A 13,960-nucleotide genomic window follows, 5' to 3' on the forward strand; every position below is an offset into this window, starting at 1 on the left:
CAACAAAAGAAGTGGGGTGCGGGGCAAAGCCCTGCAAATATTTAAAATTAAAAAAAATAATTTTTTGACAAATTATAATTGTTTAGGTATATACTGAAAATTTTTAAGTTTTTCAATTTTTTTATTCAACTTTTTCCCGCTGCACACGCTCTGCGGGCTTCGCCAAAGTTGCTGCCAAAGGCACGCTTCGCGAAAGTGCAAGCCTAAAAATAATACTAAATAATACTAATTATGTTTTATATGTAGAATAAATTATTAAATTTAACCTAAAATATAGCCTTTCGCTGGACTTCGTCACGACTGTGTGCTTCGCAGGCTAGTCCGCAAATACTAAAATTTAAAAATTTATTTTTTGACAAACTATATCTGTTTAGGTATATAATAATTTATTTTTCATAGCTGTTTTAATACAGTGTCTATATATACTATGCTGTTTATCAATATTTTTAATGATAATATTATCTTATATTTATCTTTATCATGATACAGAATAGATATAATGATGCCAAGAATATAGTATGCATACGTATTATATATGTGTAAAAAGTTCATTAATAGTGATATAGCAATATATATTTTTTAATTAATTTTATTTGACAAATCTAATAATTTACTGTTTTCAGCTATTATTGCACTTCTTTTAAACAAAATTTCTTAAATTTCCAATGTATAAGTGTTGACTTTTATATAAAAATTCATTAGAATAAAATTATAGGCAAAAGATATGACATTGAAAAAAAGATTGCTTATTATGTTTATCTTATTTGCTTAAGTACGGAACGATAAAGATCCTCTAAATCCTTATTATTCCTAAGTACACATAAAGCAAGATTAACGGTTTCCTAATGCCCTCTTAATTTTGCCGAGAATAAAGATCCTCTAAATCTTATTATTCTCACTGATTTTTTATAGTCCGTTAGAATTATGCTTATATAGTTCTAACGTATTGGGAAACAATGGAGATTCTCGTCTTTGTTGTTTCCTAAAATATTTTGAAGTTACTGCCTTATTAAAGGTATTAACTATATAAAAAATTTTAGGAGAAAAAACAATGAAAAAAGTTTTATTGACAGCTATGGCAATAGCAACATTAGCTAGTGCTTCAGCATTCGGTATGTACGGCAGAGGTGATTCTTGGATAGACTTCCTTGTACATGGCAACCAATTCAGAGCTAGAATGGACCAATTAGGTTTTACATTAGGCAATGGTACTATTAAAGGTACTTTCGGGTTCAGAGCAAATTCAATTAATCTTGGCAACTTAGGAAATATACTAAGCGGAAACACTGGAGATGTTGCTTTAGATTCAACACTTTCTGCTGGTATAGGATACACTTCTGATGCTTTCGGTATAGGTGTTGGTTATAACTTTACTTATGTAAATAAAGGCATACAAGTTCATACTCCAGTATTAATGGTTAATGCTTTAAATGATAATTTAAGAATATCTGTACCTATACAGGTAGCTGTTACAGATAAAGATTCAGCTGGAAAAAAAATTAATGACTACAAATATACAGGCGTAGCTTTCAATAATATACAATTAAGATACTACACTGGTATAGATGCTTTCAATGCTATAAGATTCTATGTATACTATAGAAATAATTCATTAGAAAATACTGCTCTAAATACTAAAAGTGTTTCAGAAAGTTTAGGCTTCCAATTAAGATTATACTTCTTAAATACTCAAGTAGGAAATGTAACTATCAACCCTTATGTAAGATTAGAATATCATACAGCTCTTAAAGGCGGTCTTTTAGAAGGATATACAGCAGAAAATCTTTATAATTATAATCCTACAGATCCTACAGATACTACTATTCTAGCTATACCTTCAGATTACAAACAATCAGATATATATGAAGCAAATCCTTATAAATTCGTTATTAAACCAGTACTTGGTATAACAGCTAACAGCGACATAGTTACTTTATATGTTGAACCTTCTTTAGGTTATACAGCTACTTATAATGGACATTTAAAAGGCTCTGCTGATAATAAAGTAAATCATAAATTAGCTTGGGGAGCTTATGCAGAATTATATGTAAGACCTGTTCAAGATCTTGAATGGTACTTTGAGATGGATGTTAATAATACTGGAAGAGATGGTACTACTTCACAAGGTGATACTCCAGTATACTTTGAAACTACTACTGGTATCACTTGGTATCTTCCTTCTTTCGGCGGAGATCAATAATAATAAATTAGAGATATAACAGAGTATATATAACTAATAAGGGGAGCTTTTTAAGCTCCCTTTTTATTTGCATATTTATATATTCTAATAATAAAAACTCATTACTAAAAAATATTTATAAGTGAGGCAATTAGATTATAAACAGAAAATTGTTCAGCTAAGCACTTACATCTATAAACTTGAACTCTTTTACATCAAATAAGCCATTTGTAGTGAGTTTTATTTCTGGTATAACTGGAAGTGCCATAAATGATAATGTCATAAAAGGATCTATATCTCTATTAACATTAAGTTCATTATAAGCTAATTCATGCATAGAATATATTTTTTTTACTATATCGCTTGGCATTTCATTTGACATTATACCTGCTATCTTTAATTCTAATGTATCAAGCACTTTAGAATTTTTTACTATAGTAATGCCTCCAGAACATTTTTCTATTTGTTTTACAGCAAGTATTATATCATCATCATTATCGCCTACTGCTATTATATTATGAGAGTCATGAGAAACACTTGCTGCTATTGCTCCGTTTTTTAATTTATAATTTTCTATTAAACCCAAACCTATTTTGCCAGTTCTTTTATGTCTTTCTACTACTACTAATTTTAATATATCTACACTCTTTCTGTATTTAAAATATCCGTTTTCAAATCCTACTATTCTTACACTTTTTTCTGTTATCAAATCTTTATTAACTATTCTTATAACATTAGCCTCATCAGTTTTTAATTTTATCTGTATATCATCAGCTGTAATAGGGGCAATATTTACAGTATTAAAAATATTATCATTATAATCATCTTTATATGTTTTAAATAAAGCATGTCCATTTTCTGAAACCAATTTACCGTCTATAAATACTTTATTAGCCTTAAAATCTTTTAAATCGTCAAATAAAACAATATCCGCCTTATATCCAGCAGCTATTAATCCGATATTTTTAAGTCTGTAGCATTCGGCAGCATTAATAGTAGCCATAGCAATAGCACTAAATACATCAAGACCATGTTCTACTGCTATTTTAAGATTATGAGATATATGCCCGTACTTCATTATATCGTCCAAATGCTTATCATCACTACACATAGCACATCTTCTGGCATTGCTTTGATTAACTCCCTGCAAAAGAGAATCTAAATTCTGAGCAGCAGAACCCTGTCTTAAAAGTACATACATTCCATTAGCTATTCTTGCCTTCAAATCTTTAGCAGATACGCATTCATGGTCGGTATAAACTCCTGCAGCCCTATAAGCATTAAGTGTTTTTCCTCCAAGCATTACACCATGTCCGTCTATAATCTTATCTGCATTAATTGCCGCAAGTAATTTTTTTAGTACTTCTTTATCTAGTGATAATACTCCCTGAGCATTCATCATCTCTGCAAGTCCGAATATATCGGCATCATTTATAAACTTTTCTACACTATCTGCATCAAGTATAGCCCCAGAATCTTCAAATCCCACAGCAGGTACACATGAAGAAAGCATAAACTTGCATTTTAAAGGACTTTTTTTAGCAGAGTTCATCATAAACTTTATGCCTTCAATACCGCATACATTAGCTATTTCATGAGGGTCTGTTATTATTAAAGTAGTGCCGAAAGGAATAACCACTTCTGCAAAATTGGCTGGTGTACATAGAGACGACTCTATATGCACATGCGAATCTATAAGTCCGCTTGTGGCATAAGAGCCTTTAGCATCTATAACTTCTTTTCCATTATAAGACCCCACCCCTACAATATAGTCATCGTAAATAGCAATATCAGCATCTGTAATCGTTGAAGATATTGGATCTACTACCTTGCAGTTTCTTATTACCAAATCAGCCAAAACCTTACCGCTTGAAACTTCTATCATTTTTGATAATTTTTCTATAGTCATGAATAGTCCTTATAATTAAATATATATTTTAAATATAGTAAATTGTAAGAATATTTTCAAATAATATTTGCATAGGGGGCAAAGATATTGAATTTAGGCATTCCTTAGACTATGATATCACTATGCGTGCCGACGAAGTCCAGCGAAAGGCTGCATTTTACACTGAATTTAGTAATTTATCTATATATAAAACATAATTAATACGATTTAATAATAATTTTAATACTTGCACTTTCGCGAAGCGTATCCGAGCTTGTCGAGTATATAAAGTTCTTTGACGCTGTCTGCCTGCGACCGAAGGAAGTACTGTTAAGTATGGCGTGCGGCGGGAAAAAGTTGATAATTCTATATAATGTACATCTGTTGACAAAATGAAATCGTTACAGTATATACCTAAACAACTATATTTTGTCAAAAAATTAATTTTTTTAATTTAAAATATTTGCAGGGCTTCACAGTCGTGCCAGCTCTGCGTGCCTCCATCAACCCCAACTTCTTTTGTGACGCTGTCCGCCCGTTCTGCGTGCCTTCGGCAAGGTGCAGCCTAAATTTTAGGTATTACCATACATTTAATACATATCTTTGAAATATAAAGTTCTAGCAATTGCGTTTTTCGTGAAACGTATCCGAAGGATAAAAACTTTTGGCGAAGCCCGCCTGTGGCGTGTGCGGCAAAAAAGTTGATAATTCTGTATAATGTACATCTATATACTAAAAAAATTATAAAAGACTTATGAGCCAACCATGGGAATCGAACCCACGACCAATGCATTACGAATGCACTGCTCTGCCAGCTGAGCTAGGTTGGCTTTTTCTAATCATTAGTAACATTATTATTATTGTTATTTAACTCTTCTAATTTTGCTATACCATCTCTATACGCTTCAAATACAAGCTGCCAATTACTTGTAGTAAGCGATGAAATGCCTATATCATCATAAACTTCTTCTGAAAACTGATTAATAAAATTAAAACGTATATTTGTTATAGCAGCATTGGCAAAGATGTTAAACTCATCATCATTATTGAATTTGTATCTTACTTCAACATCATAATACTGTTTATCGCCCATCAAATAAGGACTGTAAACAACTTTCTGCACATTTGTTAATTGTACACTGCTTCCATCATTAAAAGTAAATATTATAGGTGTACCGTTATTAACAAATATCTGACTTGGATACTTATATCTGAACTCTAATGTTATAGTCCTTCCAGCTCTTTTATAAAATCTAAATCTGTTATCTCTTAAATATTTATAGGTTTCTTTCCAAGATGTGTATATATTCATTTTTGATGTTAATTTATCTTTCTCTGTAAAAAAAAGTCTGCTGTTTAATATATTCGTTTCCTGAGAATACAAAATATTTAAAATAAAAAATGAAAAGAGTAATATATATTTATTCATTTTATCATTTCCTATACAAAAATCATTTATACTACTAATAAGATACGGAAATATTAACCTTAAAATTAAATAATAAGAAGCATTTTTTTATAAAAATACATTGACAATAGTCTTTGTTTTGTTAGAATAATAAAACAATTAATAAATATACTAAAACTTTAAAGGATAATCATAATGGAAAGTATTATAATATTATTGATAATAGCAGTTATTACCGTAATTGCTATAATGAACTACATTAAAAAAATGAAATCTGGAAGTTCATGCTGCAGTGAAGGCTCAGAAATTATAAGAAAAGTAAAAATAAAAGATAAGAATAAAAAAAATTATCCATACAAAAAAGTAATAAAGATAGGAGGAATGACTTGTACTAAATGTGCCCAGATAATAGAAAACAATTTTAATAAACTTGGGTATATATATGCTAAAATAGATTTTGATAATGAAGAAGGACTAATATTAAGCAAAAAAGAATTAGAAGGTAAAGTATTAGAAGATGTTATAAAGGAGTCTGGCTACAGATACTATATTAAATAGAGCTTTACTTGATAAGATTAAATATAAAATTATTTATTTTAATGTGTAGTTTAAAAAATAAAATTGCTGCAGTATATACCTAAACAACTATATTTTGTCAAAAAATAAATTTTTAAATTTTAGATTTGTGGGGACTAGCCCTGCGAAGCACACAGTCGTGCCCGCTCTGCGTGCCTTCGGCAGGTGTGACACAAAGAAGCAAAAAGGCTATATTTCAGTCTAAATTTAATAATTTATCCTACATATAAAACATAATTAGTACTATTTAATAATAATTTTAATACTTGCACTTTTGCGAAGCGTATCCGAGCTTGTCGAGGATATAAGGTTCTTTTGGCGAAGCCCGCAGAGCGTGTGCGGAAAAAAAGTTGATAATTCTGTATAATCTGCTCCAATTGACAAAATAAAATTGTTCCAGTATATAATTAAATTTTGTAAGTCTTCACTTAAAAAAGTGCCCTCTCCCAAAGCGTGATTTAAATTTAAGACTTTCTTAAATGCACGTAGTATGATACATTTATATATAATACAGATTAGAATTAATAATATCTTTATGTATAGAATCGATTTAACGTGCGTTGAAAATATTGTAAATTTAAAAAAACGCTTGGGTGGGCAGATAGAATAACAGTTAAAGCTCAAAAATTAAAAATATTTATAAATAACAGTTAGTATTCATAAATCTAAAGGGTGGGAGTTAGAATAGATTTTAAAATTTACTTTAATTCCCGCCCTTTTAGATTTTAAAGCTTTATTTTTTATATAGACTTTAATTAAACCTACAAGTCTATACATCAAAAAGTGCCCCAAAATGTGATTCAAATTTAAAAACTTTTCTCCACGCACGCAGAACGGATTTTAAAATATTAATTAATTTTAAATCATGATTTATCTTATATATAAAATTTCATTCTACGTGCGTTGAATAATATTACAAAATTAAAAAATGCTCGGGGGGCAGCCAGAATAACAGTTAAAGCTAAAAAATTACAAACATTTATAAATAACAGTTAGTATTCATAAATCTAAAGGGTGGGAGTTAGAATAGATTTTTAAATTTTACTTTAATTCCCGCCCTTTTAGATTTTAAAGCTTTATTTTTTATATAGACTTTAATTAAACTCATATGTCAACACTTAAAAAAGTGTATCCGCCCAAAGCGTTATTTAAATTTAAGACTTTCCTCCACGCACGCAGAGCAGATTTTTATAATACATATCGATTAATAAATCTAATTTTTATTATTTATAAGAATCAATTAAACGTGCGTTAAAGAGTACTGTAAATTTAAAAAAATCTTGGGTGGGCAGACAGAATAACAGTTAAAGCTAAAAAATTAAAAATATTTATAAATAACAGATAGTATTAAAAAATTTAGAGGGTGGGGTTAGAATAGATTTTTAAATTTTACTTTAATTCCCGCCCTTTTAGATTTAAAAGCTTTATTTTTTAATGGGTTTCAATTAAATCTATAGGTCTATATTTTTCAAATGCACCCGCCCAAAGCGTTATTTAAATTTCAATGCCTGCTGCTAATTTTGATAAACAAAAAAGTGCTGTTTGTAATAAGCAGCACTTTTTTATATGTTTTATAAGAACTTTACTGTATGTCTTTATAAGGTGAAGCTCCAGTATACTAAGGTTTATAATTATTATTTCCCTGAGCATCAATATAGAACTGTTCTAAAGTAACAGATCCATCATCATTAACTTGCCCTATAGGGTCATACTGCCAGAATTTATGAGCTTCAAAAGTTTCCTCTTGATCCGTAGTACCATATACTCCTGTTTTTCCCAACTCAGCAGATATCCAACCATTAGGAGCCCAAGATATAAACATATTTTGCCATTTTTCAGGTACAGCATAAGGAAATATTAATCCTGTTTTTGTATCAACAGCTACTAAAAAATTATCTAAATCAAAAACAACATTTCCTGTGTATCTATAGAAATAGAACTGACTTTCTATATTATTGTCATTTTTGGTTTTAAAAGGATTAACACCTCTGTATACATATATCTTTGCACTGTTTACAGGCATATAAGAATTTGGACTGCCCGGTACTCCGTTTTTATTTTCACCATCTGGGGCATTATAAATATAGCATGTATTAGTACCGTCATTGTTCTGTACCCATTGTCTAGCACCAGCAGCAGCTTGTCCATCATCTTTAAAAAATGTGAATGTTGGTACAGTTTTATCATCTGTCACAAATTTTAGGAACATTTCATCAAAATTAATGGACGTTGTTGGTATACTTGGTTCACTTGGTATACTTGGTACATTTGGCTCATTTCCGCCTCTCTGCTCATTTGGGTTATTTGGGTTTTTTGTACATGATGCAGCTAATATCATAGATAAAACCAACATAAATAACTTTTTAATCATAATTCGCACTCCGACATTTTTAGAGAATTGTAGATTATTATAAAAATAATTACAATAAGTAATTTATTAAAAACGACATTTTTTATGAATTGTCTTTTTATCAAAAATATTATTTTAATACATTTAAAACATATTTTACAGATATTTTTTTATTGCAGATTATTATAAAATAATTACAAGCCATTATTATAATTAAATATTATTTCACATATTCAATTATAATATATTTAATACATATATATGATTTATATAAAATTTTATAAATTTATTTATTTTCATAAATTGTGTATTTTTATTATATTGAATTTTTATTAATTTTATTTTAATACATACCTAAACAATTACAATTTGTCAAAATGAAGTTATATTTTGTTTTTAATATATGGGGCTTTGCCCACCACGCTGTGTGATACGCAACACCCCAGTTCTTTTATGACGTCTGTCCGCCCATGGAGTGGTACGCCTTCGGCGAGAACCATACGCTGTACGCCTGTGACGAAAGAACTGCATTTGACAAAGTCCACCTTTAGGTGTAGTCTAAATTTCGAGTATTACCATACATTTAATACGTATTTTTAAAATATAAAGTTCTAGTAATTGCGTTTTTCGCTTTGCGTGCCTTCGGCAGCGAAAGGCTATATTTCAGACTAAATTTGCTAATTTATCCTACATGTAAGACATAATTAGTACTATTTATTATTATTTTTTTTACTTGCACTTTCGCGAAGCGTGCCTTTGGCAAAAACTTTGGAGAAGCCCGCCTGTGGTGTGTGCGGAAAAAAGTTGATAATTCTAATAATGTACATCAGTTGACAAAATGAAATAGTTCCAGTATATACTAATTTATACATATAAAATAAAAATAGTTTTGAAACAAGTACATTATTTTTTGTCTATTATAGATTAATCTCATAGACGAAATTAAAATAAATAGTTTTTTGATAATAATATATTATCCGACATTTTTTATAAAACGTCTTTTTATATGTATTTTTTAATACATTTGAAACATATTTTTAATTTTGTACATATTTTACATACAAATATTAGACATTTTTTATTAATTGTATATTTTTTATATTGAGTTTTTATAAATGTTATTTTAATATGTTTAGAAAATAAATAAAAAAATAGGAGTAAAAAAATGAAAAAAATTAGTATTTTATTAATGTCTGTATTATTTGCTTTAGCAGTATCCTGCTCAAACAAGTCTACAGGTCCAGGTAATAATGATGGAAATAGTACTCAAAATGGAATACCTCTATCACAAAGAGCAGGCACATACTCAGGTACTATGAATTTTGGAGCTTTAGAAATAGTATTAAGTGATCAGGCACAAGTAACTTCAATAAAACTCAATGGTACTGAAAGTTTAGAAGGAACAACTATTACAATAACAGAAGGTGCTGGTTATACTGGAACAACCATTGCCCCATTTGATGCCACTATATATATGACAAATCCTCAAAACCAAAGTAAAATTCCTATGGATGCAAAAGTAAAAATAGAGTTTACAAGTGCAGATGATGCTTCTCAAGGTGCAACAGCATACGTACAAGTACCTGCAGGAACAGACTTCAATCAAGATTCAGCTACCAAAGTACCTTTAAAATACACTAAATAATAATACATATGAAGAACATATTCTTTAGTTTAATCTTTACCATAATATTATGCTCTTGTAATAGTCCTTTTAATTCTTCAAGACAAAGGTATTATAACATGAACAAACTAGATAAATATTATTCTGATGTTGATATGCCTTCATATAGTCCTTATGATACAACAGACCCTTTCAACAGTAAAGAAGAATGGAACGATATTAATTATAAATTCAATGGTAATGAACTGTATGAATATCTTATGAAAATAAGTTTTGATGTTCATACAGTTCCTATTTATAGCTTTTTCAAACCAGATGACGGCAGGGTATGGGAAAAAACACCCAAAAGCTACTATGAAGAATATACTTTTGATGCAAGCGATGACGGAAACACCACTGAAAGCCCCATCATATCAACCCCTATAAAAATATCACCTATGACTGTATATAGATACGGCAGAAATCCTTTGGTAAAATATAATGGAAATTATAATTTATCAAAAAGAATAGAGAGATTTTTCTTCATCAGAGCATCTGGAAATGCAATAGTTAAGCTTGATAATTATTTAATAGCAATAGATACTTACAGCAAGTTTATATTTGCCTATGCCAAAATCACAAAATATTCTGATATATACGGGCAGCTTCTTCCTACAGACTTTGAGGCTATAGAGCGTTATCATTTAGGATATAAATTTTATGAGTATGACCCTATAGGCTTTATTGATGATAATAAAAATATAATACTATATCAGGTATATGCTGATGATATGACAGCTAATTCTTCAGAATATGTTCCAAGATACAGCGGACTTGATGCTGAAACAGCAAAGCCTATTGATAAAACTACTACTGGAAGATCGCCGTACGCTAGGTAAATAGTAAATATACTTGTTTCCAAAACAAACTTTAGAGAAAACAAAGTCAACAAAGATATTCTAATATAAAATGCAAAGTTATAATTAGTTATAAAGAAAACAAATATCAAAAATATATAATGATAAATTAAGAATTACACTTTGACATTTATAAAGTATTTCAGTATAATAATCCTATGAGAGATATTAACGTTTTAAATGACTATTTTGTAAGGTATTTGTTGGCATCCTCCGATAGTGCTTTAATTTTACTAGACTTTATTAATTCAATAATGCTTGATTCAGGTATGAAAACTTTCAGAAGTGTAGAGATATTAACTCCATTCAATTATAAAGAAAATTATGAGGATAAAGAAACAATAGTAGATGTGAAATGTATTACACAAAATGGTACTGTTGTTATAATAGAAATACAGCTTCAAGGTAATTCAAGGTTTCCAGAAAGAATATTATATTATTGGGCATCAAATTATAGTAAACTCTTAAAGCATGGAGAAAAATACGATGCTTTAACACCAGTTATAAGTATAAATTTATTAGATTTTAATTTAGACGATACTAATAATATACATTCCTGTTATATGATTTATGAAATTAATAACAAGAAACTTTTAACAGATCATTTACAAATTCATATAATTGAACTTAAAAAATTTAAATATAATCTATTGGAATATGATTTAAACTGTTGGCTTAAATTTTTTACTATGAAAGATAAAGACAACAAGGAGGAAATTATGTCAGAATTAGTAAAAGAAAAAACTATAATGGAAGAAGTGCAGAGAAGATATAATAATTTTATTAAAGATAGACTTATGATGAACGAGTACGATAAAAGAGAGGCTTATTTATATGGTAATCAAATAATGCTTGAAGAAGAGAGAAGATTAGGAATAGAAGAAGGTATTGTAAAAGGCAGAGAAGAAGGTATTAAAGAAGGTATTAAAGAAGGTATAGAAAAAGAAAAAATTTCATTAGCTAAAAATATGAAAAATGATAAAGTGGATTTGAGTACCATTTCAAAATATACAGGATTAAGTATAGAGAAAATCGAGAAATTATAAAAGATTAAATTTTAATCCCCGCCCTTTTAGATTTTAAGGCTTTATTTTTCATATTGTATTTAATTAAATCTATAAGTCTATACATCAAAAAGTACGCCCGCCTAAGCGTTATTTAAATTTAAGACTTTCCTATACGCACGTAGAATGGAACATTAATATACAATAAAAATTAGAATTAATAACTAGCTTATACATAAGAGTCCGTTAAACGTGCGTTGAAGAGTATCATAAATTTAAAAAACTCTTGGGTGGGTGCTATAATAACAGTAAAAGCTAAGAAATAAAAAAAATTAAAAATAACAGTATAGAATCAAAGAATTTAGAGGGTGGGAATGAGAATAAATTTCAAAATTTTATTTTAACTCCCGCCCTTTTAGATTTAAATGCTTTTAGTTTTTAATAGAATTTTTATTAAATTCGTAAATATGCACTTCTAAAGGTACGCCCACCCAAAGTGTGATTTAAATTTAAGATACTTATAAAAATAAAGTTAAATAATTCAATTAAAAATATCATTATTATATTTAAGTACATTTAATCTATTTTTTATATTATTTTTATCATAAAAATAAAATCCGCATAATCCAAAATGAACAGCATTAAAATACATATTAGAGTAAAAAGTTTTTATATATAAATCTCCTCCTGATGTACTTATATATCCTTTTCCTTTTAAAAATAATTCCCTTCTTTTAGCTTTTTTTTCTCTTAGTTTTATTAATGATTCACTGTGACTTTTAAATGCTCCTGCTGTTGATCTGTGGAATGCAGAATTAAAAGAAAAATCATTGAAAGCAAAAATGCTGTTACAATAGAAAATCATACATAATAGAAAAATAATTCTTTTTACTATTTCCAATTATTACTCCAAAAATCAATACAAATAATAATAAATATTTCCGCTTTTATTTTTTATATGTTCTAGTATAAAGCTAGTTTTATTATACATCTTCACACAGTCAAATATTACAGTGTTTCCTTTATTATCAATTATATCTGCTTCTTTGCATTTGGAACAGCCCACCGACATACTTTTAGGGCAGAATGCAAAGTTCATAGCAGGTATAAAACCTTCTTTGATGCTTATAGTATGTTTTAAAGTTTTACCTGCCTCAATAGCTGATATTACAGTATTGACTCCTAACTTATATAAAAAGTTCACGCTGTAATTGTTAATAGCATTAAGTCCTATCCCAGACCATAATACAGCTTTTTCTTTTAATGCCTCAATATGACCCAAATTATTGCATATTACTATCATGTCTTTTGTTTTTTCTACTATGCTTTTTATAACTTCAATATCTTTATCAAATGTTACATGAGGCAGCATTATACCGTCTATTTTTTTATTTTCAAAAAGTGTTATTATATTTTCATCATAAACACTTGGAAATAATATTTTTTTATCATAATGAATATCAGAATATAATTTTAATTTCTCTTTGCTGTTTACAATCAAAACTTTTATATCAGTATTAGGATAATTGATATTATTAAAAATATTTTTGTTATATTCTATTTTTTTAGTATTCATTAAAATATTTTCTAATTTTTCTATTAAAGCTCTTCTAGCTTCATTTAACACTTTTACTGGTATAAAAGGATTTTTAAAATTTTCTTCTATAATAATATTTTTATGGTATAAAAGGATTTTTAAAATTTTCTTCTATAATAATATTTTTAAATTCAAATACAGTTGCCCCAGTCTTTGAAAGAGAATTAAAAATATCTTCTTTAGCTGCTGATTTTGTTTTAGCTTCTTGAAGAATATAATCGCTTATGTATTCTATATTATTCAATCTTTCATCATATTTACTATTAACTATTAATTTTATTTTGTTATTATTAAATCCTATTATGCATTTCAAATCAAGAATATGTTTAAAACTATCATTTTCAATTATTTTGTTAGCCTCATCAATCTGAAGTTTATCTGTAGTTCTATAAACTTTATCCCCAACATTGACATTTTTTATAACAGCAGAAAAACTTA

The 13,960-nt window shown here is 28.4% G+C and carries 9 protein-coding genes, 1 tRNA gene and 1 pseudogene; 5 read left to right on the forward strand and 6 right to left on the reverse strand.

The window, feature by feature from the left end:
* Positions 1 to 1,051: 1,051 nt before the first annotated feature.
* Positions 1,052 to 2,200, forward strand: coding sequence for a cell surface protein (locus tag Q1X91_RS11610; protein WP_300757540.1), 1,149 nt, complete (start codon positions 1,052 to 1,054; stop codon positions 2,198 to 2,200).
* Between the two features lie 157 nt (positions 2,201 to 2,357).
* On the opposite strand, the gene ade is transcribed toward Q1X91_RS11610, so the two are convergent.
* The 3 genes from ade to Q1X91_RS11625 form a co-directional block, all read right to left on the reverse strand.
* A complete protein-coding gene (ade, locus tag Q1X91_RS11615; protein WP_300757543.1) occupies positions 2,358 to 4,088 on the reverse strand; it encodes an adenine deaminase in 1,731 nt (576 codons plus the stop codon).
* A gap of 736 nt (positions 4,089 to 4,824) precedes the next feature.
* Positions 4,825 to 4,897, reverse strand: a tRNA-Thr gene (locus Q1X91_RS11620).
* A gap of 5 nt (positions 4,898 to 4,902) precedes the next feature.
* Positions 4,903 to 5,496: a hypothetical protein gene (locus Q1X91_RS11625; RefSeq protein ID WP_300757545.1), complete on the reverse strand. Its 594-nt coding sequence runs from the start codon at positions 5,494 to 5,496 to the stop codon at positions 4,903 to 4,905.
* Between the two features lie 174 nt (positions 5,497 to 5,670).
* On the opposite strand from Q1X91_RS11625, the gene Q1X91_RS11630 reads away from it, so the two are divergent.
* Positions 5,671 to 6,033, forward strand: a complete 363-nt coding sequence (locus Q1X91_RS11630; RefSeq protein WP_300757548.1) for a heavy metal-associated domain-containing protein — start codon at positions 5,671 to 5,673, stop codon at positions 6,031 to 6,033.
* 1,636 nt (positions 6,034 to 7,669) lie between these two features.
* On the opposite strand, the gene Q1X91_RS11635 is transcribed toward Q1X91_RS11630, so the two are convergent.
* Positions 7,670 to 8,422, reverse strand: a complete 753-nt coding sequence (locus Q1X91_RS11635) for a hypothetical protein (protein ID WP_300757551.1) — start codon at positions 8,420 to 8,422, stop codon at positions 7,670 to 7,672.
* Between the two features lie 1,144 nt (positions 8,423 to 9,566).
* Here Q1X91_RS11635 and Q1X91_RS11640 point away from each other — a divergent pair.
* The 3 genes from Q1X91_RS11640 to Q1X91_RS11650 all read left to right on the forward strand — a co-directional run bounded on the left by Q1X91_RS11640 (position 9,567) and on the right by Q1X91_RS11650 (position 11,967).
* Positions 9,567 to 10,046 (forward strand): hypothetical protein, encoded by a 480-nt coding sequence (locus tag Q1X91_RS11640; protein WP_300757553.1) that lies wholly within the window; start codon positions 9,567 to 9,569, stop codon positions 10,044 to 10,046.
* Between the two features lie 98 nt (positions 10,047 to 10,144).
* On the forward strand, positions 10,145 to 10,903 hold the full coding sequence (locus Q1X91_RS11645; RefSeq protein ID WP_300757556.1) for a hypothetical protein: 759 nt from the start codon (positions 10,145 to 10,147) through the stop codon (positions 10,901 to 10,903).
* Between the two features lie 176 nt (positions 10,904 to 11,079).
* On the forward strand, positions 11,080 to 11,967 hold the full coding sequence (locus tag Q1X91_RS11650) for an Rpn family recombination-promoting nuclease/putative transposase (protein ID WP_300757557.1): 888 nt from the start codon (positions 11,080 to 11,082) through the stop codon (positions 11,965 to 11,967).
* Between the two features lie 499 nt (positions 11,968 to 12,466).
* Here the strand turns inward: Q1X91_RS11650 and Q1X91_RS11655 are convergent, their stop codons facing one another.
* Both Q1X91_RS11655 and Q1X91_RS11660 read right to left on the reverse strand, forming a co-directional pair.
* Positions 12,467 to 12,826, reverse strand: a complete 360-nt coding sequence (locus tag Q1X91_RS11655; RefSeq protein ID WP_300757560.1) for a hypothetical protein — start codon at positions 12,824 to 12,826, stop codon at positions 12,467 to 12,469.
* Between the two features lie 15 nt (positions 12,827 to 12,841).
* Positions 12,842 to 13,960 (reverse strand): annotated as a pseudogene (locus Q1X91_RS11660) (DUF3656 domain-containing protein); the annotation flags it as partial.

It is taken from the genome of uncultured Brachyspira sp., from assembly GCF_949287625.1.
GTDB lineage: Bacteria > Spirochaetota > Brachyspiria > Brachyspirales > Brachyspiraceae > Brachyspira.